Source organism: Micrococcus sp. TA1 (assembly GCF_014199555.1).
Lineage (GTDB): Bacteria > Actinomycetota > Actinomycetes > Actinomycetales > Micrococcaceae > Citricoccus.
This window is the reverse complement of the sequence record NZ_JACHNW010000001.1, coordinates 1,847,392-1,868,618: the sequence shown is the minus strand read 5'-3', so window position 1 is coordinate 1,868,618 and position 21,227 is coordinate 1,847,392. Positions and strand designations below refer to the sequence as shown.

The following is a 21,227-nucleotide window of genomic DNA, read 5'->3' as shown; positions in this document are numbered from 1 at the left end:
GTCAGTGCGTCTCAGTACATCGCGCCGAGCAGCCGGGCCAGGACCCGGCGGTCCACGCGGCGCGCCGCCGGGCCGGTGCCGAGGAACATCTTCAGGTCGCGGCCGAACTGCAGCGCGTTGGCGGGCGGATCGGTGAGGAAACCGGCGTCGGTGTCCAGGGACCGGGTGCGGTCCAGCTGGATGATGGGGGCGTGCGGGTTGTCCTCCGGCCCGAGCACCAGGATGAAGCCACCCACGGTGCAGTCGGGGAAGGCCCGCTGCAGGGCCACCATGGCCGGGGCCAGCGAGGGCGGGGAGACCCGGCGGTCCCCGAGCAGCAACTCCGCCCCGTCCCACCGGTACACCCCGTCCGGGACCTGGAGGGACCCGATCACGGCCAGCCGGTCCCCGCACAGCACGACGTGGTCGATGGCGCCGGAACTGATCCGGCCGAACTTCAGGTTCAGCCCGGTGACGAGCCGGGCCGCCGGCAGCGAGCCGAGCACCTGGGCCTGCAGGGTGCGGATGGTGCGGGCCTCGCGCACCAGCCGGTTCCCGGCGGGCAGGATGCCGCGCTTGCGGGGCGCGCCGTGCACCTGCTGGGAGCTGCGGATCATGTCCAGCACGGTGTCCTCGCCCAGCGGCGGGTCGTAGTCCACGGTGCCGCGGGCGCTGCCGGGACCGTCGCCGGCGTGGGCCCGCCCGCCACGGGCACGGCCCGCGGAGGCGGTGAAGGAGGGGCCCGGCGTCGTCCGGCGCCCGCTCGTCGACCCCGGCCCGGCGGTCCCGGCCGCGCCCGCCCGGCCGGGAGCACTGAAGGCGCGGTCGTAGTCACGCCGGGAGTCCGGGTCGCCGATGAGCTGCCAGGCCAGGCTGACCCGGCGGAACTCGGCGGCGTCCCCGCCGTAGTCGGGATGGGTGCGGCGGGCGGCGCGGCGCCAGGCCGCCTTGAGGGTGGCCGTGTCCGCGTCGAAGGCCACGCCCAGGACCTCGTAGGCCGACCTGCCGGAGAGGTCCTCCGGCCTCATCCGCCGACCCCGCGCCGGGACTGTGGCTCGACCTGGGACATGGCGGCGGGCTCCTCGGGGGATCGGGGCGGTGGGACGGGATGGCCTCCGCCCATTCTGGCAGGTCGCCAGGGGGATCGGGGGAGCACGGCGTCGTGACCGGACCTCGCGCGGGCAGCGGGGGGACGTGGTCCCGTCAGCCGGTCCGGACGAGGCCGGCCGGCTGGTCCGGCCGCGGGCCGCGGCGGCCCCCTGAGCACCGTCACCGGCCGCTCGTACACTGGAGGGATGACCCCCACCACCGGCCGGACGTACCTGGACCATGCCGCCACCACGGCGGTCCGTCCCGTCGCCCTGGAGGCGTTCACGGCCAGTTCGCTGTCCCTGGGCAACCAGTCCTCCCTGCATTCCTCCGGCCGCGGGGCCAAGCTGCGGGTCGAGACCGCCCGGGACGCGCTCGCGAGCGCGCTGGGTGCCCACCCCAGCGAGGTCGTCTTCACGTCCGGGGGCACTGAGTCGGACAACCTCGCCCTCAAGGGCCTGTACTGGGCCCGGCGGGACGCCGCCCGCCGGGCCGGGCGGCCGGCCTGCCACCGCATCGTGCTGACCGGCATCGAGCACTCCGCCATCCTGGACACGGCCGAGTGGCTCCAGTCCCATGAGGGGGCGCACCTGGACGTCGTCCCGGTCGGCCCGGACGGGACGGTCGAGATGGACGCCTGGCGGGCCACGATCGCCCGGGACCCGGAGACCATCGCGGTGGCCACCCTGATGTGGGCCAACAACGAGATCGGCACCATCCAGCCGATCGCCGAGGCCGCCGCCTGCGCCGCGGAACACGGCGTGCCCTTCCACACGGACGCGGTGCAGGCCTTCGGGGCCGTCCCGCTCGACTTCCCGTCCTCGGGGGCCACGACCATGGCCGTCACGGGGCACAAGATCGGCGCCCCCGTGGGGATCGGAGCCCTGCTGGTGCGCCGGGACGCCACGCTCACCCCCGTCCAGCACGGCGGCGGCCAGGAACGGGACATCCGTTCCGGCACCATCCCCGTGGCCCTCATCGAGGCCTTCGCCGCCGCCGCCACCGAGGCCACCCAGAACCTGCCGGTCGAACGCGAGCGCGTCGGTGCGCTGCGGGACCGGCTGATCGACGGCGTCCGCGAGCGTCTTCCCGAGGCCCGGCTCACCGGTGCCGAGGACCGGGATCCGGCCACGGGGGAGCGGCTGCCGGCCGGCACCCGCCGGCTGCCGGGCAACGCGCACTTCACCTTCCCGGGCTGCGAGGGGGACTCGATCCTGTTCGGCCTGGACATGGCCGGCGTCGAGGCCTCCACCGGTTCGGCCTGCTCGGCCGGGGTGCCCCGGCCCTCCCACGTGCTGATCGCCCTGGGCGTGGACGAGGACCTGGCGCGGGCCGTCCAGCGGTTCAGCCTCGGGCATACATCGACCGCCGGGGACGTTGAGAGGGTGCTGGACGTCCTGCCGGGCGTCCATGCCGCCGCGCTCAAGGCCGGGATGGCCGGGCACGGTTCCGGCATCCGCACCGCCAACAGCCACCGCTGAGAGCCGGGGGTCTCGCCCCCGCCGCCACGTACCGAAGGGAACCCACCGTATGAAGGTCCTCGCCGCCATGAGCGGAGGAGTCGACTCCGCCGTCGCCGCCGCCCGCGCCGTGGACGCCGGGCACGAGGTCGTCGGGGTGCACCTGGCACTGTCCCGGATGCCCGGGACCCTGCGCACCGGCTCCCGGGGCTGCTGCACGATCGAGGACTCCCGGGACGCCTGGCGCGCCTGCGAGAGGCTGGGCATCCCGTTCTACACCTGGGACTTCTCCGAGAGGTTCAAGGAGGACGTGGTGGACGACTTCGTGGCCGAGTACGCCGCCGGCCGCACGCCCAATCCCTGCATGCGCTGCAACGAGCGGATCAAGTTCGCCGCCCTGCTGGAGAAGGCCCTCGCCCTGGGCTTCGACGCGGTGTGCACCGGGCACTACGCCAAGGTCGTCCGGACGGAGACCGGCACCCTGGAACTGCACCGCGCCGCGGACTGGGCCAAGGACCAGTCCTACGTGCTGGGCGTGCTGACCGCCGAGCAGCTGGAGCACTCGATGTTCCCGCTGGCCGACACCCCCTCCAAGGACCTCGTCCGGGCCGAGGCGGCCGAACGGGGTCTCTCCGTGGCCGCCAAGCCGGACTCCCACGACATCTGCTTCATCCCGGACGGGGACACCCGCGGCTGGCTGGCCGAGCGGATCGAGATGACCGAGGGCGACATCCTGGACACCGAGGGCAACCGCCTGGGCTCCCACCCCGGCGCGCACGCCTTCACGGTGGGCCAGCGCAAGGGCCTGAACATCGGCCGGCCGGCCCCCGACGGCCGGCCCCGGTTCGTGCTCGAGGTCCGGCCCAGGGACAACACCGTGGTGGTCGGCTCGAAGGAGATGCTGGCCGTGGACCGCGTCACCGGGATCCGCCCGTCCTGGGCCGGCGCACCGCTGCCCGAGGACGCCACGGGGGACTGGTTCGGCTGTCACCTGCAGGTCCGCGCCCACGGCGATCCCGTCCCGGCCCGGGCGCGCGTGCACCGCCAGGACGACGCCGTCCGCTGGGTCCTGGAGCTCGACGAGCCGCTGCGGGGCGTGGCACCGGGCCAGACCGCGGTGCTCTACCAGGGCACCCGGGTGCTGGGCCAGGCGACGATCGACACCGCCGTGAACGCGGCGCGGGCCGCGTGACGCAACGATCCCGGGGCCACGGGACCGTCACCGTAGGCTGGAACCCATGACCACCGAGCCCGCCACCGGACCCCGCCCGGACACCGACTTCGACCCCCATGCCACCTCGTTGGAGGGGACGGCCGACCCGGCGGTGCTGCAGGAGCTGTTCGAGATCCGCGGCAGCATCGACAACTTCGACGCGACGCTGGTCTACCTGCTGGCCGAGCGGTTCAAGTGCACCCAGCGGGTGGGCCGGCTGAAGGCCGAGCACCGGCTGCCGCCCTCGGACCCCGGACGCGAGGCCGCCCAGATCGACCGCCTGCGCCGGCTGGCCGAGGACGCGGACCTGGACCCCGCCTTCGCGGAGAAGTTCCTGAACTTCATCGTCTCCGAGGTGATCCAGCATCACCGGGCCATCGCCGACCAGCAGGACTGAGAGAGCCCGCGCATGACCCGTGCCTCCCTGACCGGTGCCTGGCCCGGAGCAGATCCCGTGGCCGCTGCCCGGGACATCCTCAACGCCCTGGGCCACCCGCACCGGCCCGTGCTGCCGGAACTGCCCGGCCGGGGACCCGGTTCGGACCCGGTGGGCCGCGCCGCCGTCCTGCTGGACGGCCTGGCGGTCGACCTGCAGCCGCACGGCTGGCGACTGGTCCCCGAGCCCGGGATGGACCACCGGAGGGCCGCCTCCGCGCTCCGCTCCGACGTCAACGCCTTCACGGACGTGGCCGGCGATGCCGGGCTCACGGTGGAGGATCTCGTGCTGCGCGTGACCGGGCCCCTGTCGCTGGCCGCCAGCCTGTGGCTGCCCGGGGGCGAGCGCTCCCTGTCCGACTCCGGGGCCCGGCGCGACGTGGCCCAGTCCCTGGCCTCGGGCCTGGCGGACTGGGTCCGCTCCGTGCGCGCCGCGACCGGGGCGGCCCGGCTGACGGTACTCGTGGACGAGCCCCACGCCGCGGCCGTGCTCTCCGGGGCGCTGCCCACCGCGAGCGGGTACCGGACCGTGCGCTCCATTCCCCGCTCCGAGGTCCGGCAGGGCTGGACGCTGGTGGCCGAGGCGGCGCTCGACGGCGGTGCGACGGGTATCGTGCACGCGCCGGGCCGCTCGGGTGCCGGTGAGCAGTGGGACTGGCCCGACCTGGCCCTGCTGGCCTCCGAGGCGCTGCCCGTGGTCCCGCCGCCGGCCGGTCCGGACGTGCCGGAGGACCCGCCCGGACCGTCGGGGGCGCAGGACCGTGAGGGCTCCGGGGACGACGCCGGCAGGGGGCTGGTCCTGCCGCTGGCACCCCTGGAGGGTGCCGGGGCGGACCCGGCCCGCTGGGAGGTCATCGCCGGCTGGGTCGAGGCCGGCCGGACCGTGACGCTCCGGCTGCCGCCGCCGGGTGACCCGTCGCCGGCCCCCGCACCCGGCCCGGCCGGGGCCGACCGCCCCTACCGGGACACCGCCGTGGGCATCGCCCGGACGTGGGCACGGATGGGGCTGGACCCGGAGCACCTGTCGCTCGTGGTGCTCGGCGCCCCCGACCTGTCCGCCGGCACCCGGCACGCCGCGAACCGGGCCCTGGCGGCCACCGTGGCCGCCGCGGAGCAACTGGACCGCATCCGCCAGGACGGCGGTCTCTGACTCAGGCCCTCGGCCCCCGGCCCGGCGGCTGGACCGGCACGGGAAGCAGGGGCTCGTCCACCGTCAGGGGTACGGTGACCGGGCGGCCCGGTGCCACGGTGACCTCGGCCCCGTCGACGATCACCGGCAGCGGGCCGGCGTCGGCGGAGGGGCCGGCGTCATCATGACCAGCGCCCTGCAGGGTGAGGGTGGTGCCCTCCGGGGTGACCTCGACCCGCAGCCGCCGGCCCCGGAAACGGAACCGGAAGCACAACCGGCCCAGTCGCGCCGGCAGGCGCGGGGCGAGCCGCAACTCGTCGCCGTCCACGTGCAGGCCCCCGAGCCCGGACACCAGCGCCAGCCACGCCCCGGCCAGGGAGGCCAGGTGCAGCCCCTGGTGGGTGTCGTCCTGCAGGTCGCGCAGGTCCACGAGCGCGGCCTCACGCAGGTACGCCACCGCCAGGTCCAGGTGGCCCACCCGGGCACAGGCCACGGACTGCACCGCCGCGGACAGGGAGGAGTCCCGCACGGTCCGCCGCTCGTAGTAGTCCACGTTGCGGGCGGCCTGCTCGGCGGTGAACTCCTCGGGGCACCACCACAGGGCCTGGACGAGGTCCGCCTGCTTGACCACCTGGTGCCGGTAGAGGGTCAGGTAGTGGGTGTGCTCCTGGAGCGGTTCCGTTCCGGGGTCCTCCTCGAAGTCCCACTCCCGGTAGGTCGTGAACCCCTCGTTGGCCGGGTGCACGCCGAGCGCGGCGTCGTAGGGCACGTGCAGGGCCGCGGCCAGCGCGAGCCAGCGTCGCGGCTCGTCATCGGTCACGCCGAGCCGCCGGGCGTCCTGCGCGTGCGCGGCGCAGGCACCGGCCGCGGCGCACAGGTTCCACCGGGCCATCAGGACGGTGAACACGTTGTCGTCCACCACGCCGGTGTACTCGTCCGGACCGGTCAGTCCCAGCAGGTGGGCCGCACCGCCGTGGTCGTGGTGGGCCAGGCCCGTCCACAACCGGGCGGTCTCGACCAGCACGTCCACGCCCCCGATCTCCGTCAGGGGCCTGCCGGTGGAATCGGCCCAGAACCGGAAGGAGCGGGAGATGTCCGCGTTGAGGTGCATGGCCGCTGTGGACGCCGGCCAGTAGGCCGAGGTCTCCCGGCCGCTGATGGTGCGCCAGGGGAACGCGGCACCGGGAAGGTCCAGCACGCGGGCGCGCTCGCGGGCCCGGTCCAGTCCGGACGCGCGCCACCGCAGCAACCGGGCCGCGTCCCGGGGCCGCAGCAGCGTCAGGACCGGCATCAGGAATCCGTCGATGTCCCAGAACGTGTGCCCGCTGTACCCGGAACCGGTCAGCCCCTTGGCCCCGATCGGCGCGTCGTGGACGCCGGCCGCGGCCTGGAGCACCTGGAACAGGGCGAACCGCAGGGCGTCCTGCAACTCGGGATCGCCGTCGACCTCGATGTCGGCGTCCGCCCAGTACGCGTCCAGCACCTCGCGCTGGTCCGAGACCAGCCCCGGCCACCCTCGGTCCACCGCCTCGGCGAGCGCGGCCCGGGCCAGGTCGAGCTGGTCCGCGCCGGGATCCCGGCCGGACCAGGCGTGCGCGGTGACCTTGACCAGCTCCAGGGTCTCCCCGGCCGCCAGCTCGGCCACGATCGTGGTGGTCACCCGGTCCTCGTCGCCGTCCGTGGACACCGCGCTCTCCGGCACGGCAGCCGTGCCGGGCAGCCGCACGGCATGGTCCACGGCCGCGGCGACCCTGATCCGGCTGCTGCGGGTGCGGTGCACGAGGTGGCCCCCCGTCCGGTGCCGGCCGTCGGCCAGCGCCTCGAAGGGCCGTGCGAGCACCTCACCCACCCTGGGATCGGGGTTGTCGACCTGCGGCGGGATCCCGTTGACCACCAGGTCGGAGGTCACGATCACCCGGGCGGGGCCGTCGACCGCCTCGAGCCGCCAGCGCGTGGCCGTCACGCAGCGGTGGGCCAGCGAGACCAGCCGGGTGGAGCGCAACCGCATCCGCCGCCCGCCGGGGGTGGTCCACTCCGTCCGGCGCTCCAGGGTGCCGGCCCGCAGGTCCAGGACCCGTTCGTGGTCCTCCGGCGGGGTCTCGCGCACGTCGAGGGCCGCCCCGTCCACCTGGACGCGGATCGCGGCACCGTCGGCCACCCCGATGATGGCCTCCCCGCGCTCGGGGGCCCCATAGCCGCCCTCCGGATAGGCCAGCGGATGGTGCTCGTGGACCCCGGACAGGAAGGTGCCGCGGGAGACGCTCGGCTGTGTCTCCTCCAGCGCGCCGCGCAGGCCGATGTGGCCGTTGCCCAGGGCGAAGACGGATTCGGCCACGCCCAGGGCCTCCAGGTCCAGGCCGGTCTCAAGGACCCGCCAGGGGCCGATCGTGAAGGAGGGACTCGCCATGGACTCACCGTACGGGATGACCGCAGGCCGGACGGCTCAGAGCCTCCCCGCGGCCTTGAGCCGCAGGTAGGCGTCGGCCAGGGCGGGAGGGAGCCGGTGGGGTGGCTCGTCCACCACCTCGACGCCGAGCAGGTTCAGTTCCCGGGCCGCGGCCCGTCGCTCCAGCACCGCGCGCTCGGCGGCCGCCGCGCGGAACGCCGTCTCGACGTCATGCCGGTCCCGGGCCAGCGCGGACAGTCCCGGATCGGCGACGGAGGCGATGACCACCTGGTGGCGTGCGGTCAGGGCCGGCAGCACGGGCAGCAGTCCTTCCTGCAGGGTGGCGGTGTCCAGGTCCGTCAGTAGCACCACGAGTGAGCGCTGCCGGGCGACGGCGGCCACCTCCACCGGCACCCGCGACCAGTCGGCGGCGAGCAGCGTGGGCTGCACCGGGGCCAGGGCGGTGACCATGCGGTGCAGCAGGCTGCCCTTCTCGGTCGAGGACACGCGCGCACGCACCCGGCGGTCCACGGCCACCAGCTCGACCCGGTCACCGCCGGCCGAGGCCAGGGCCGCCAGCAGCAGGGAGGCCTCGATGCCGGTGTCCAGCTTGGGCTCGTCATCCACGCGCGCGGCCGAGGTGCGTGAGGTGTCCAGCACGATCACCACCCGCCGGTCCCGCTCCGGCCGCCACGTCCGGACCACCACGTCCCGCCGGCGGGCGGTGGCCCGCCAGTCGATCGAGCGGACGTCGTCCCCGCGGACGTAGTCCCGCAGGGAGTCGAACTCCGTGCCCCCGCCCCGGGTCTGGACGGCGGCACGGCCGTCCATCTCGCGCAGGCGGGCCAGCCGGGAGGGCAGGTGGCGCCGGGACCGGAACGGGGGCAGGACGGAGATCTGCCCGGGCACCGGGTGGGTCACCTGACGGGCCGCCACGCCCAGCGGCCCCCAGGACCGGACCGTCACCGAGGCGCTGCGCAGCGTGCCCCGGCGCCGCGGGGCCAGGGTGGTGACCACCCGGCGTCGTTCCCCGGCGGGCACGTCCAGGTCCACCGCCGCGTCCGCGCGACCGGACGCCGCGAGCTGGCCCGCGGAGGGCTGCCAGGCATCGCGCACGGAGCCGCGCAGCCTGCGCCCGCCGGTCTGGGTGATGAGCAGGGCGTTCTGCACCGGTGCGTCCAGGCGGGTGGAGGCGGGCAGGTCACGGGTGATCAGCACCCCCCGCGGGGAGGCGGCGAGCACCAGGTCCGTCCCGGCCACCAGCACCAGGGCGAGCAGGCACCAGCCCACGGTGTCCATCCCGGGCCGCAGCACCACGGGGAGGAGCAGCGCGAGGGCCAGCGCGAGGAGACGGCCGGAGAGCACCATGGCAGCGGTGCCTCAGCGGGGCACGGGGACGGTGGCCAGCAGGCCGGAGAGCACCTGGTCGGCCGAGACGCCGTCCAGCTCCGCCTCCGGGCGCAGGGAGACGCGGTGCCGCAGGCATGGCAGGGTCATCGCCTGGACGTCGTCCGGGGTGGTGAAGTCCCGGCCGTTGAGCCACGCCCACGCCGTCGCGGCGTGCAGCAGGGCGGTGGACCCGCGCGGTGAGACGCCCAGCTGGAACGACGGCGAGACGCGGGTGGCCCGGGCCAGGTCCGTGACGTAGCCGATCACCCCGGGGCCGGACTGGACCCGGGCCACGGCGCGGCGGGCTGCCCGGACGGTGCCGGCGCCGGCCACGGCGCGGATCCCGGCGCCGGCGAGGTCGGAGGCGTCGAAGCCCTCGGCATGGCGGCGCAGGATCTCCACCTCGTCCTCGCGCCCGGGCAGCTCCATGGTCACCTTGAGCAGGAACCGGTCCAACTGGGCCTCCGGCAGCGGATACGTGCCCTCGTACTCCACCGGGTTCTGGGTCGCGGCCACCATGAACGGGTCCGGGAGCACGCGGGAGACGCCGTCCACGGAGACCTGCCGCTCCGCCATCGCCTCCAGCAGGGCGGCCTGTGTCTTGGGCGGGGTGCGGTTGATCTCGTCCGCCAGCAGCAGGTTCGTGAACACCGGCCCGCGGCGGAACTCGAACTCCCCGGACCGGGTGTCATAGACCAGGGAGCCGGTCACGTCACCCGGCATGAGGTCAGGGGTGAACTGCACGCGATGGGTCTCCAGGGACAGGGCGGCGGACAGCGCCCGCACCAGCAGGGTCTTGGCCACCCCGGGCACTCCCTCCAGCAGCACGTGACCGTGGCAGAGCAACCCGATCAGCAGTCCGGTGACGGCCGGCTGCTGCCCGACGACGGCGCGCGAGACCTCCTGCCGGACCCGGTCGAGGCTCTCGCGCAGCTCGGCGTCGTCCGGCCGGTCCGGCGAGTCCCGGTGGTCCGGGCGGAACGGGTCGGCCGGCGGGGCCGGCTGCGGATCGGGGTGGGGGATGCTCATGGTGTCCTCGGGTCGGCGTCGGATGGTGTGTCGGCGGCGGTGTCTGTGGCGGTGTCTGTGGCGGGGGAGGTCCTGCCCCGCGCCGTGCCCGTGGCCTGCAGGCTCCGGTGGACCTGGTCCTCGAGGTCCTGCAGGGCGGCGGCCGCGGCCACCAGGTCCCGGCCGGAGCCGACGTCGTCCACGTCCAGGGCGGAGCCGACCCGGCCGGCGTCCAGGCCGCTCGCCCGGGACGCCGCCGCCACCACCGCCTCGACCGGGGCCGCGGGGCCGAGGCGCAGGGCCGAGGCCAGCCGCACGAGCGTGGCCGAGCGCAGGGCACGGGCCGCCGCCGCGTACTGGCCGGACCGCTCGTACAGGCGGGCCCGGCCCACGGCCGTCTCCGAGGCCGGCACGATCACCGGCAGCGGCTCCACCGCCAGCGGGCCGTGCCGCCGTCCCTGCCACAACAGCAGCACGAACAGGCAGAGGACCAGCCACAGCCCCGCGGGGCGGACCCAGTCGGGAAGCAACCGGTCCAGGGTGGGAGGTCCGCCGTCCACCGGGACGTCCGCCAGGGAGGGCAGGTACCAGATGACGTCCGTGTCCCGGCCCAGGGTCCACAGGGACAGCACGGCGTGGCCCTCGTCCGCGGCGCCGGCGTTGGCCACCATGTCCCGGTGCCCCAGGACCACGGTGCCCTCGGCGGTGGTCACCACGGCGTGCGCGGCCCCGGACGGCCCCGCACCGGTGCCGGGGACCGGGAAGCACCGCTGGCCGGACGGGCCGGTGCGGTAGGACCGTCCCCCCGCGGACACGGACCGGGCCTCGCGGGCCGCGGGCCAGCGGCACTGCGGGCCGGCAGGCAGCGGGGTGCCCTCGGGGACGACACCACCCTGGCTGACCTCGGGAGCCAGGCCCTGCAGGACGGTCAGCCCCGGTTCGACCAGCACCCGCCGCTCGGGGCCGACCGCCTCGGCGAACTGTTCCAGCCCCTCGGCGGGCAGGTGTCCGGCGGGGTCGTGGAACAGCACGGGGGCACCGGGGTGGTCTGCGGCCAGGGCCAGGGCCTCCGGCAGTGAGGCGGCCGGGTGGACCGCGATCCCGTGCTGGTCCAGGACGCGCGTGACGGCCCTGCCGCCCTCCTGCCGTGCGGAGTCCGTGCCGAGGGGACGGCTACCGGGATCCTGGCGCAGGATCGAGGGCAGCGCGACGAGCACGAGCAGGGCGGCCAGGACGAACCAGATCCAGGCGGCACGCCACCAGCGGCGGACCGCCTGCCCGGTGTCCGGGACGGCGGGAGCGGTGTGGAGCGCTGCCGCCGGACGGGCGGGGGGAATCCTCATCGCGGTCCCCCCGGGGCGGGCGAGCCCCGTCCGGTGAGGGACGGCACGGTGCGGGTGGTGGGGGCGGCGTGGGTGGTGGGGGCGGACTCCAGTCGTGCGTCGAGCCGGCGGACGGACTCGGCCTGGGCGGCGGTGGCGGAGCGCTCACCGTAGACCACGGTGTCGAACACGGCGGCGGCACCGTGCAGGGCGTCGCGCTCGGCGGGGAAGGCCGCGGCAAGTGCGTGGGCGGCCTCGGTGGCCGTCCGGCCCGGACGGGCGTCCAGCACGGTGCGCACCTCGGCCTGGCGGACCAGGGCCCGGAACCAGGAGACGAGCGCCGCGTCCTGGTCCCCGGCGGCCAGCGCGGCGGCCGCGGCACGCCGGTGGTCCGCGGGGGTCGAGGAGTGCTCGGCCAGCACCACGGCGGCCCGTCGGGCCCGTGAGGAGGCGTTGGCCCGGGGCCGCACCAGGACCAGGACGAGCACGGCGACCCCGACGACGATCACCAGCAGCCCCCAGCCGGGCAGCGCCGGGACGCCACCGCCGAGGGAGTCGAGCCACTCCAGGACGCCGGCGGACACCTCTGCCAGCCAGTCCAGGACCGGGTTGGGCGCGGCCTCGGCGTACTCGCGGCCGGCCAGTTCCTCCTGCAGGAGCCGTCGGGCCGCGTCCCGGTCCGGCGGCCAGCCGTCCCGAACGGCGGGGGAGGACACGGCCAGCACCGTCGGGACCGGCGGCATGGTGAGCGGGGCCAGCGGGATCAGGCCGGCCCGGGGGTCCCGGTCGGACGGTGGCGGCCGGGGACCAGGTCCTCGGTGCCGGCCGCCGCCTGGACGTCGCGCACGGTGCTGAACCGCTCATCGTCGGCCGCGCCGGCCCGGTCGGCCGCCGCGGCCAGGTCCAGGTCGAAGCTCTCGTGCCGGATCCGGTAGTCCACGTACAGCAGGGCGGTGACGCAGGAGAGGAACGCGCGGGTGACGGCGTTGACCAGCGCGGTGACGACGAGGGTCACCAGCATCCAGACCCGGGCGGACTCAAGGGCCTGCTGGACGGAGCCGGGCTCCAGGAAGGGATCGCCCAGGCCGCCGATCAGGGACAGCGGCGTGGTGATCACGGAGGAGATGACGCCGACGATGACCGACACCAGCAGCACGATGCCGAAGGTCCGCCACCAGTGCCCGCGGGTCAGGGACCAGGAGCGGCCGACGGCGCGGAACGGCGCGTGCTGCTCCACCGCGACGGCCGCCGGTGCCAGCAGGACCTTGACGTAGAGCCACACCCAGACGACCGCCAGCCCGAGCGAGAGGACGACCAGCAGGATGCCCATCACGGCGGTCGTCGTCGTGTCCCCGGCGGCGGCGCCGGCCACGAGGACGAAGAGGAGTCCCAGGAAGACGACCATGGTCACGGCACCGGCCAGCAGGTACAACCCGCCCAGCCCCGCCAGCGACCAGGCCTGCCGGCCGGTCAGGCGCCACGCCTGGCCCAGGGAGGTCCTCAGTCCGGCGGCGGCGCGCAGGACGACGACCGACAGCACGCCCTGCGCGATGATCCCCGTGAACAGGGTCACCAGGGCGGCGAGCAGGAGGACGCCCAGGGAACCGAGGAGCTGGCCGAGGTACGGACTCGCGAGGGGATCGCCCGCGAACGGGTCCTGACCGGACTCCTCCAGCATGACCAGCTCGAACGCGGCGTCGAGGAAGGACATGGCGGCCAGGGCGGACAGGATGATCTCGAGCAGCGCCACGATTAGGGCGGTCCCGAGGACGGCCGCGGCGTTGCGCCGGATCGTGGAGAAGGCGCCGCCGAGGATGTCGCCCAGGGCCAGCGGGATCAGCGGGATGGTCCCGGGCCGGCGGGACGGGACGCCGTAGCCCGACTGCTGGGGGTAGCCGTAGGGGGAGTGGTCCACGGGCCGGCCGTAGGGATCGTGGGCGGGCGGTTGGGGCCGTCCGTAGGGGTCGTACCCGGGGCCCGGCGCCGGAGCACCCCAGCCGGACGGCTGGTCCGGGCCGTACGGGCCGGGCCGGCCCCGGTGGTCGTCGTCGCGTGGCTGGTGCTGGTGGTCCACCGGAAGGTCCCCTCGTGAATGGTCCTGGGCCGTGCCCTGGCACGGCCGGCGGGGCAACGCGGAGAACCACGGCACGCCCCGGTCAGCACCGACTATATCGGCCGTCGACCCACTGGTCGGATAGGGTGGGACAGATGGCCGACCGGGCCGGTCCTGTGGGCCACCGTGAGGCTCCGGCGGTCGCGCAGAGCGGCCCGTCCGGGTGAGGACGTGAGGCAGGGGAGGAAGTATCCGGTGAAGGCCAGAATCCTGGTGGTCGACGACGACGAGGCGCTGTCGGAGATGATCGGCATCGTGCTGCGCAATGACGGGTTCGAGCCGACCTTCTGTGCGGACGGCGCCCAGGCGCTGGACATGTTCCGCTCCACCCGGCCGGACCTGGTCCTGCTGGACCTGATGCTGCCCGGCATGGACGGGATCGAGGTGTGCAAGGCGATCCGCGGCGAGTCGGACACCCCCATCGTGATGCTCACCGCCAAGTCCGACACCTCGGACGTGGTGCGCGGCCTCGAGGCCGGTGCGGACGACTACGTGCCCAAGCCCTTCAAGCCCGCCGAGCTCGTGGCCCGGGTCCGGGCGCGGTTGCGCGAGGGCGAGCAGCGCGCGCCGGAGACGCTGAAGATCGCGGACCTGAGCATCGACGTGGCGGGCCACCAGGTGACCCGCGGGGACTCCTCGATCCCGCTGACCCCGCTGGAGTTCGACCTGCTGGTCGCGCTGGCCCGCAAGCCCTGGCAGGTCTTCACCCGCGAGATGCTGCTGGAAGAGGTCTGGGGCTACCGGCACCAGGCGGACACCCGCCTGGTGAACGTGCACGTCCAGCGGTTGCGCTCCAAGGTGGAGAAGGACCCGGAGAACCCCCAGGTCGTCCTGACCGTCCGCGGCGTGGGGTACAAGGCAGGCCAGGCCTGAGTTGACCGAGGGCCCGGCGTCCGTCCCTGAGCAGGCGGAAGCAGACAGTTCTGGCCTCGGGTCTCGGGCCCGCGACGCGGCCGGCACGGTCCGGCGCGCCGTCCACCGCCGGTGGGCCGCCTCGCTGCAGCTGCGCACGGTGGTCATCACCGCGGTGCTGACCATGGTCTCGGCCGCCGTGCTGGCGCTGTTCCTGACCCAGCAGATCACCTCGGGCCTGTTCCAGTCCCGTTTCGACCAGGTGGAGGCGGAGTCGAATCGCGGCCTGAGCACGGCGCGCTCGATCTTCGGCAACAGCGTCTCCTCGGACCCGGACGACACCGTCCAGCTGGTCGAGGACACCCTGAACTCCCTCGCCGGACAGACCGGCGCCACGGTGGGCCGGGACCTGCTGCTGATCCCGATCGAGCAGTCGCAGAACCTGTACGTGGGGACCCGGACCACGAACAACCTGGACGCCGGCGTCATCCCGGAGGCGCTCGCCCAGGCCGTCCAGGACGGGACGGGGACGTACTGGCAGTCGATCTCGTTGCCGGACTCCGGTGGCGGCACCAATCCCGGCCTGGCGTTCGGCACCCGGGTGACCCTTCCCCCTGGGAACGTCTATGCCCTGTACATGGTCTACGACCTCTCCAGCGTGCAGCAGACCCTGGACTACCTGATGCGCGTGCTGGTCGTGGCCGGCGCGATGCTGGTGATGATGAACTCGCTGATCGCGGTCTACGTCACCCGGTCCGTGGTGCGCCCCGTGAGCCAGGCGGCACTGACCGCCGAGTCGCTGTCCTCCGGGGACCTCAGCGTCCGCATGCCGGTCCACGGCGAGGACGAGATGGCGCGGCTGGGGACGTCCTTCAACCGGATGGCGGACAACATCCAGGACCAGATCACGCAGCTGGCGGAACTGTCCCAGATCCAGCAGCGCTTCGTCTCGGACGTCTCGCACGAGCTGCGCACCCCGCTGACCACGGTGCGCATGGCCGCCGAGGTCCTGTACGACTCGCGCGAGGACTTCGACCCCGTCAACCGGCGCTCCACGGAACTGCTCTACCACCAGGTGGAGCGCTTCCAGGCGCTGCTGGCGGACCTGCTGGAGATCACCCGCTTCGACGCCGGGGCCGCCACCGTGGCCGCGGAGAGGACCGACCTGCTGCACCTCGCCGCGGACGTGGTCCTGACGGCCCAGCCGCTGGCCAGCAAGGCGGACACCGAGGTGTTCCTGGTGCCCAGCGGCACCGACGTGACCGCCGAGGTGGACCCCCGGCGCATCGAGCGGATCGTGCGGAACCTCATCAACAACGCGATCGAGCACGGGGAGGGACGACCGGTGGACGTCATCCTCGGATCGGACGAGGACTCGGTGGCCATCATCGTGCGGGACCACGGCATCGGGATGTCCGCCGAACAGGCCTCGCGCGTCTTCGACCGGTTCTGGCGGGCGGACCCGGCCCGGGCCCGGACCACCGGCGGATCCGGGCTGGGCCTGTCCATCGCCACCGAGGACACCCGGCTGCACCACGGCCGGCTCGACGCCTGGGGAGAACCGGGCGAGGGATCCGCCTTCCGGCTGACCATCCCGCGGCGCAGCGGTGATGCGGTGGGCGAGGGCTCGCCCCTGCAGTTGCCGCCGGTGTACACCGAGGACCAGCGGCGCCGGCCCACGGACATCGAGAGCACGGAACCGGCGGGCACGGCCGGCCTGGTCCTGCCGGACCGTGTCCACGAACAGGCACTGGTCCGGCGCCCGCCCGAGACGCCGACCGAGGAGGTGCGGTGAACGTGACGCGGATGACCCGGCGGGTGGCGCCCCGGAACCCCGGCCACCCGGTGCGGTGGCGGTGGCTGGTCCTGGTCGTGGCCGGGCTGCTCGTCCTCAGTGGCTGCGCCCGGTTGCCGCAGGGCGGTCCCGTGGGCACCTCGGAGCCCCTGGCCGGGAACGACAACCAGGTCAACTACACCTTCACTCCCGCGGGGCCGTCCGACGGGGACAGCCCGGAGGAGATCATCCGCGGTTTCCTCACCGCCGGCACCGGGGTCCAGGACGACTACGCCACGGCCCGCGAGTTCCTCACCGAGGACGCGGCCGCCGCGTGGCAGCCGAATGCCCGGACGCTGGTCTACACCTCCGAACCGACGCTCGTCCCCTCGGCCACGGACAACGTGTTCACCGTGCAGATGGAGGTCGAGTCGGTGGTGGACGATCGGGGCATCATGAGCCGCATGCCCGCGAACACCACCGAGGCGGCGGAGTTCGAGGTGACCGAGGAGGACGGACAGTGGCGGATCACCCGGGCGCCGGCCGGCGTCGTGCTGGAGACCACCCAGTTCCGGGCCCTGTTCGGCTCGCACGAGCTCTACTTCTACGACCAGTCGTACCAGTACGCCGTGCCGGACGTGCGCTGGTTCCTGAACCGTCCCGGCACCGCCGCGGACATCGTCGACGCCCTGCTCGACGGGCCGGCACCGTACCTGGAGGGAGCGGTGCGCACCGCGTTCCAGTCCGGGTCCGAGCTCGCCCGCCCCTCCGTGCCGATCAGCGGCGGTGCGGCCAAGGTCGACTTCACCCAGCAGACCTTCGAGGGCACCGACGCACTGACCCGTCACCGGATGCAGCAGCAGCTCGAGCTCACCCTCGGCGGTCTCAACAACGTCTCCACCGTGGAGCTGTCCGTCGACCTCGACCCCATCGACCTCGGTCCGACCCCGGACGGTTTCGTCACCGCGCGCGTCAACCCCAGCGTGGGGTCCACCCAGGTGGCCGTGGCCGACGGGCAGCTGGTCTACTACGAGGGTGATGCCGCCGTCCCGGTCGGTGGCCTCCGGACCGACGCCGGCGAGCCGCCCGCACTGCCGGCCATGAGCCTGGACGGCACCCGGTTCGCGTTCCTCAACCCCGACCGCGACCAGATGCGCACCGCGGACACGGACGGCTCCCAACGACTGGTCCTGCAGGGGAGCGACCTCACCCGGCCCAGCTTCGACCTCTCCGGCTGGGTCTGGACCGTCGACCACGCCCAGGGCACCCGCGTGATGGCCATCGACGCCGGCACGGGGGGCGCCGGGGACGAGGCCACGCGGGAGATCAGCGCTGAGTGGATCGGAGACCGGGAGGTCTCGGCGCTGAGGATCTCGCGGGACGGCACGCGTGCGGCCATCGTGGCGGGTGAGGGGGGATCCAACCACCTCTACCTCGCCGGGGTCATCCGCGACTCCGAGGGCGTGCCGCGCAGACTGGGTGCCCCGGTGCGGCTCGAGCCGACCGTCCCGATCACCGAGGTCACCTGGCTCTCCGACCAGGAACTCGTGGTGGCCTCCACCAGTCCCAACGAGCCGGTGGAGGCACAGGTGGTCGGTTTCGACGGGTCCCTGCGGACCCTCAAGCCCCTGCTCGGCATGACCGGCCTCTCGACCGGGCCGGCGGACAACCCGATCTACGCCGAGACCGCAGAGGCCGTCCACGCCCTCGCGGGGTCCACGTGGCGGTCCCAGGCGGGAGTGGCCGAGGACCTGGCCTTCCCGGGCTGATCCTCCGGGGCGGTCCGCCTCACTCCACACGTGCCCGGTCGGCGGGGCGTCGTCCACCACCGGCGTCCGCGCCTGCCTGCTGGGCGGACGGGGGCGGCAGGATGGCGCCATGAACCCGTGGTCCCGTTCCCTCGCTCACGGACTGGACCGGCTGGTCCGGACGCCGGCCGTCCGGACGGTCGGGTACGCCGCGAGGGAACTGGCCGGACTGCTGCTGCCGGTGGAGTGCACCGTGTGCGGTGTCCGGGACGGTGCCGTCTGCCCCGTGTGCTCCGAGCAGCTGGCCGGCTCGGTACTGCACCCGTTCCGGGCCGAACGGGACGCCGCCGCGTTGCCGCTGGTGTCCGTGGATCCCGACGCCGGAACGGTTCCGCTGGCGGTGGTGGCCGCGGGCCGGTACGGCGGCCCCCTGGCGCGGGCGTTGCTGGGGTTCAAGGACCACGGCCGCACGCCGGTCGGCCGGCACCTGCGCCCGGCGGTGCACCGGGCGCTGACCGCCGTCCCCTCGCTGCTGGGTGATCAGGCACCGTGCGGGCCCGGGGTACCGTGGACGGCACCGGCCCTGCTGGTCCCGGTCCCGGGGAGCGCGGCCGGTTTCCGGCGGCGGGGATACGACCCGGTGGCCGAGCTGCTGACCGGTCCCCTCCCCGCAGGCTGGGAACTGGCGCCCGGCCTGCTGCGCCCGGCCCGTGGACGCGCCGGCGCGCGGGCGCGCGGACGACCGGGGCGGACCGCCAGCCATGCCGGGACGGCCTCCACCCTGCGCCGCCACCGCAACGCCGGGCGGTTCCGCGCGACCGGCCGGGCCCCTCGGGTCCAGGGGCGCACCGTGGTGCTGTTCGACGACGTGATGACCACCGGCTCCACCCTCGCCGCCGCCTGGCACGCCCTGGACGGGCTGGGCGTGAGACCCGCCGCGGCGGTGGTCCTGGCCGCCGTCACGGCACCCGGATCCGGGCCCGCTGAGGGACTTAACTCCGAGTGAAGAACCGACTAGGCTGAGTGTGCGGGACCCGGGAGGGAACCGCCAGAGGCGGCAGGAAGGAGGAGTTCTTCCCGCCGCCGATGTGCATTAAGGGGCCGGTCGGTACCCCGGCCCCCGGTGCCACACCACTGTTCGGATGGCCGCGAGGCCCTAGGAGGACATCATGACCATGGACGTCAGCTACGTTGCCCGCAACGTGTCGATCCCGGACCGGTTCCGGGACTACGCCCAGGAGAAGTTCAGCAAGATCGAGCAGCTCGCGCAGCGTGCTCAACGGCTGGAGATCAAGGTCACCAAGCAGTCCAACCACCGCCATTCGGGCCATAACCTGACCGTTGAACTGACGGTGCAGGGCAAGGGCAAGGTCATCCGGGCCGAGGCCCAGTCCGATGACAAGTTCGCGGCCTTCGACCTGGCGTTCGGCAAGCTCCTGGAGCGCCTGCGGAGGCTCCGCGACCGGCAGAAGGACCGGCAGCACCAGCGAGTGTCCGTCGCCGACGCGACGGCGGCCCTGCCCGTGATCGATGCGGAGCGGTCGCTCGTGGACCAGGTCAGGGCGGAGCAGGCAGCGCAGGAGGACGTCCAGGGCGAGAAGAACGGCGAGGCCCCCGTGACGATCCGCAAGAAGGTCTTCCCCGCCCAGCCGATGACCGTCCACGACGCCGTGGACGCCATGGAGATGGTCGGCCACGACTTCTACCTGTTCGTCGACGAGGAGTCCGGACGGCCCTCGGCGATCTACCGGCGCAAGGGCTGGTCGTACGGCGTCATCGCCCTGGACGCGGAGCATCCGGACGCCGAACCCCGCGAGGAGGAGATCGGCTACCGGGCGGCCGCCGTCTGAGACCCCGCGAACCCCTGAGGGCAGTGCCCGCCCCGGCCGGGGCGGGCACTGCCCCTGTCCGGATCAGTCCGACCACGAGGCCCGACCGCCCATGACGTCCACCCCGCCCGCCCTGAGCGCCTCCGAGGCCCGGCGCACCGTCCTGGCCGCTCAGCTGCTGGACCGCCCGCGCCGCCCGGGGCCGGTGACCGGCCGCCGGATCAGGGCGGTGCTGGACCGGCTGAACGTGGTGCAGATCGACTCCGTGAACGTGCTGGCCCGGGCGCACTACGTGCCCCTCTACAGCAGGCTCGGACCGTACGAGACGGCGGGGCTGGACCGCGTCTGGCACCGGGCCCCGCGTGACTGGACCGAGTACTGGGCCCACGAGGCCTCCCTCGTGCCGACCCGGTTGCGGCCCGCGCTCATGGCCGTCCAACGCCGCACGTGGATGTCCGCCACGGAGCTGGACGCCGCACTGCGGGAGGACCTGTCCGACCGGATCCTGGCGCTGCTGGAGACCTCCCGGCCCCTGACTGCCCGGCAGGTCCAGGACCGACTGGGAGACCACGGTCGGCACGAGGGGCACTGGGGCTGGAACTGGACCGTGGTCAAGCGCGTCCTCGAGGATCTCTTCGCCTCCGGGCGCATCGCCAGTGCAGGACGGAACGCGCAGTTCGAGCGCCGGTTCTTCCCTGCCTCACGGCTCACCCCGGACGTCGGGGATCCGGACGCCCACGCGGCCGCCGTCGAGCTCGTCCGGGCCGCCTCGCGGGCCCTGGGCGTGGCCACCGACGCCTCACTGGCCGACTACTACCGCATCCATGTCACGGCCGCCCGCGCCGCCGCCCGCGAGCTGCACCGCGAGGGCGTCCTGGAACCGGTCGGCCTGCCGGGCACCGGCGGGCGGACCGTGCCGGCCTGGCGCCACGTGGCGGCGGTCACGCCCCGGCAGGCCACCGGCCGTGCCCTGGTGAACCCCTTCGACCCCCTGGTGTTCCATCGTCCGCGGGTTCAGGACCTGTTCGGGGTCCGGTACCGCCTGGGAATCTACACTCCCGCGGCCAGGCGCACCCGCGGTTACTACTCCCTGCTGTTCCTGCTGGGGGAGCGGCTGGCCGCCCAGGTCGACCTCAAGGCCGACCGCCTGTCAGGGGTGCTGCTGGTGCGCGGCGCCTGGTGGGAGGACCCCGCCGGGCTGCCCCGCGGGACCGCATCCGGGGCCGCGTCCCCGGGCCGTGCCCGGGGCGGGACCGTTGCGCTCGACCGGACGGCCGACGTCGGGCACGTGGCCGGGGAGCTGGCCGCCGAACTGAACGAGCTTGCCGCGTGGCTGGCCCTGGGAGACGTGGTCGTCGAACCGGACGCGGACGGGGACCTGACCCGGGACGTGGCGTGGGCGTTGAGGAAGCTCCAAGGGTTTTGATCGTAGACTGTGCTGGTATCCCGGACCGGTGCGCCGGACCACCCGGGGTACCCAGAGCGCAACCCATATCGACGC

Annotated in this window: 17 protein-coding genes; 10 read left to right on the top strand and 7 right to left on the bottom strand. The window is 74.3% G+C overall.

The window, feature by feature from the left end; all coding sequences use genetic code 11:
• Positions 1-11 precede the first annotated feature (11 nt).
• On the bottom strand, positions 12-1,007 hold the full coding sequence (locus GGQ69_RS16715; RefSeq protein ID WP_183526895.1) for a DnaJ domain-containing protein: 996 nt from the start codon (positions 1,005-1,007) through the stop codon (positions 12-14).
• Between the two features lie 267 nt (positions 1,008-1,274).
• Here GGQ69_RS16715 and GGQ69_RS08110 point away from each other — a divergent pair, with 267 nt between their 5' ends.
• From GGQ69_RS08110 to GGQ69_RS08095, 4 genes are read left to right on the top strand one after another with little or no spacing between them, the layout of a single operon-like run.
• On the top strand, positions 1,275-2,549 hold the full coding sequence (locus GGQ69_RS08110) for a cysteine desulfurase family protein (protein ID WP_183526893.1): 1,275 nt from the start codon (positions 1,275-1,277) through the stop codon (positions 2,547-2,549).
• A 49-nt stretch (positions 2,550-2,598) separates the two neighbouring features.
• Positions 2,599-3,720: a tRNA 2-thiouridine(34) synthase MnmA gene (gene mnmA / locus GGQ69_RS08105; RefSeq protein WP_183526891.1), complete on the top strand. Its 1,122-nt coding sequence runs from the start codon at positions 2,599-2,601 to the stop codon at positions 3,718-3,720.
• Between the two features lie 46 nt (positions 3,721-3,766).
• Positions 3,767-4,138: a chorismate mutase gene (locus GGQ69_RS08100; RefSeq protein WP_010144493.1), complete on the top strand. Its 372-nt coding sequence runs from the start codon at positions 3,767-3,769 to the stop codon at positions 4,136-4,138.
• Between the two features lie 12 nt (positions 4,139-4,150).
• Complete coding sequence (locus tag GGQ69_RS08095) at positions 4,151-5,326, top strand: hypothetical protein (RefSeq protein WP_183526889.1); 1,176 nt, start codon at positions 4,151-4,153, stop codon at positions 5,324-5,326.
• Between the two features lies 1 nt (position 5,327).
• Here GGQ69_RS08095 and GGQ69_RS08090 read toward each other — a convergent pair whose 3' ends face one another.
• The 6 genes from GGQ69_RS08090 to GGQ69_RS08065 are packed head-to-tail and all read right to left on the bottom strand — an operon-like array spanning position 5,328 to position 13,484.
• Positions 5,328-7,712, bottom strand: coding sequence for a glycoside hydrolase family 65 protein (locus tag GGQ69_RS08090; RefSeq protein ID WP_183526887.1), 2,385 nt, complete (start codon positions 7,710-7,712; stop codon positions 5,328-5,330).
• A 36-nt stretch (positions 7,713-7,748) separates the two neighbouring features.
• Positions 7,749-9,059, bottom strand: coding sequence for a DUF58 domain-containing protein (locus tag GGQ69_RS08085; RefSeq protein ID WP_183526885.1), 1,311 nt, complete (start codon positions 9,057-9,059; stop codon positions 7,749-7,751).
• Between the two features lie 12 nt (positions 9,060-9,071).
• Positions 9,072-10,109 carry a MoxR family ATPase gene (locus GGQ69_RS08080; protein WP_183526883.1) on the bottom strand — a complete coding sequence of 346 codons (1,038 nt, stop codon included), beginning with the start codon at positions 10,107-10,109 and terminating at the stop codon, positions 9,072-9,074.
• Positions 10,106-11,431 (bottom strand): DUF4350 domain-containing protein, encoded by a 1,326-nt coding sequence (locus tag GGQ69_RS08075; protein ID WP_183526881.1) that lies wholly within the window; start codon positions 11,429-11,431, stop codon positions 10,106-10,108. The genes GGQ69_RS08080 and GGQ69_RS08075 overlap by 4 nt, the downstream gene beginning before the upstream one ends.
• Positions 11,428-12,153 (bottom strand): DUF4129 domain-containing protein, encoded by a 726-nt coding sequence (locus GGQ69_RS08070; RefSeq protein WP_183526873.1) that lies wholly within the window; start codon positions 12,151-12,153, stop codon positions 11,428-11,430. Before GGQ69_RS08070 ends, GGQ69_RS08075 begins: the two co-directional genes overlap by 4 nt.
• Positions 12,154-12,173: 20 nt before the next feature.
• The gene (locus tag GGQ69_RS08065; RefSeq protein WP_183526870.1) at positions 12,174-13,484 is read right to left on the bottom strand and encodes a hypothetical protein; all 1,311 of its coding nucleotides are present in this window, start codon (positions 13,482-13,484) and stop codon (positions 12,174-12,176) included.
• 234 nt (positions 13,485-13,718) lie between these two features.
• Here GGQ69_RS08065 and mtrA point away from each other — a divergent pair, with 234 nt between their 5' ends.
• From mtrA to GGQ69_RS08035, 6 genes are all read left to right on the top strand, one after another.
• Positions 13,719-14,396 carry an MtrAB system response regulator MtrA gene (gene mtrA, locus GGQ69_RS08060; protein WP_010144502.1) on the top strand — a complete coding sequence of 226 codons (678 nt, stop codon included), beginning with the start codon at positions 13,719-13,721 and terminating at the stop codon, positions 14,394-14,396.
• A 1-nt stretch (position 14,397) separates the two neighbouring features.
• Positions 14,398-16,170: an MtrAB system histidine kinase MtrB gene (gene mtrB / locus GGQ69_RS08055; RefSeq protein WP_255459450.1), complete on the top strand. Its 1,773-nt coding sequence runs from the start codon at positions 14,398-14,400 to the stop codon at positions 16,168-16,170.
• Positions 16,167-17,918: an LpqB family beta-propeller domain-containing protein gene (locus GGQ69_RS08050; RefSeq protein WP_183526867.1), complete on the top strand. Its 1,752-nt coding sequence runs from the start codon at positions 16,167-16,169 to the stop codon at positions 17,916-17,918. The genes mtrB and GGQ69_RS08050 overlap by 4 nt, the downstream gene beginning before the upstream one ends.
• A 109-nt stretch (positions 17,919-18,027) precedes the next feature.
• On the top strand, positions 18,028-18,903 hold the full coding sequence (locus tag GGQ69_RS08045; RefSeq protein WP_183526864.1) for a ComF family protein: 876 nt from the start codon (positions 18,028-18,030) through the stop codon (positions 18,901-18,903).
• Between the two features lie 163 nt (positions 18,904-19,066).
• Positions 19,067-19,747 carry a ribosome hibernation-promoting factor, HPF/YfiA family gene (hpf, locus tag GGQ69_RS08040; RefSeq protein ID WP_183526861.1) on the top strand — a complete coding sequence of 227 codons (681 nt, stop codon included), beginning with the start codon at positions 19,067-19,069 and terminating at the stop codon, positions 19,745-19,747.
• Positions 19,748-19,838: 91 nt separating this feature from the next.
• Complete coding sequence (locus tag GGQ69_RS08035; RefSeq protein ID WP_183526858.1) at positions 19,839-21,152, top strand: winged helix-turn-helix domain-containing protein; 1,314 nt, start codon at positions 19,839-19,841, stop codon at positions 21,150-21,152.
• Positions 21,153-21,227 lie beyond the last annotated feature (75 nt).

Coding starts and splice junctions, on each gene's coding strand:
- GGQ69_RS08095 (WP_183526889.1), top strand. CDS start 4,151: ATGACCCGTGCCTCCCTGACCGGTGCCTGGCCCGGAGCAGATCCCGTG.
- GGQ69_RS08045 (WP_183526864.1), top strand. CDS start 18,028: ATGAACCCGTGGTCCCGTTCCCTCGCTCACGGACTGGACCGGCTGGTC.
- GGQ69_RS08100 (WP_010144493.1), top strand. CDS start 3,767: ATGACCACCGAGCCCGCCACCGGACCCCGCCCGGACACCGACTTCGAC.
- hpf (WP_183526861.1), top strand. CDS start 19,067: ATGACCATGGACGTCAGCTACGTTGCCCGCAACGTGTCGATCCCGGAC.
- GGQ69_RS08110 (WP_183526893.1), top strand. CDS start 1,275: ATGACCCCCACCACCGGCCGGACGTACCTGGACCATGCCGCCACCACG.
- mnmA (WP_183526891.1), top strand. CDS start 2,599: ATGAAGGTCCTCGCCGCCATGAGCGGAGGAGTCGACTCCGCCGTCGCC.
- GGQ69_RS16715 (WP_183526895.1), bottom strand. CDS start 1,007: ATGAGGCCGGAGGACCTCTCCGGCAGGTCGGCCTACGAGGTCCTGGGC.
- GGQ69_RS08080 (WP_183526883.1), bottom strand. CDS start 10,109: ATGAGCATCCCCCACCCCGATCCGCAGCCGGCCCCGCCGGCCGACCCG.
- GGQ69_RS08090 (WP_183526887.1), bottom strand. CDS start 7,712: ATGGCGAGTCCCTCCTTCACGATCGGCCCCTGGCGGGTCCTTGAGACC.
- GGQ69_RS08075 (WP_183526881.1), bottom strand. CDS start 11,431: ATGAGGATTCCCCCCGCCCGTCCGGCGGCAGCGCTCCACACCGCTCCC.
- GGQ69_RS08035 (WP_183526858.1), top strand. CDS start 19,839: ATGACGTCCACCCCGCCCGCCCTGAGCGCCTCCGAGGCCCGGCGCACC.
- GGQ69_RS08070 (WP_183526873.1), bottom strand. CDS start 12,153: ATGCCGCCGGTCCCGACGGTGCTGGCCGTGTCCTCCCCCGCCGTTCGG.
- GGQ69_RS08085 (WP_183526885.1), bottom strand. CDS start 9,059: ATGGTGCTCTCCGGCCGTCTCCTCGCGCTGGCCCTCGCGCTGCTCCTC.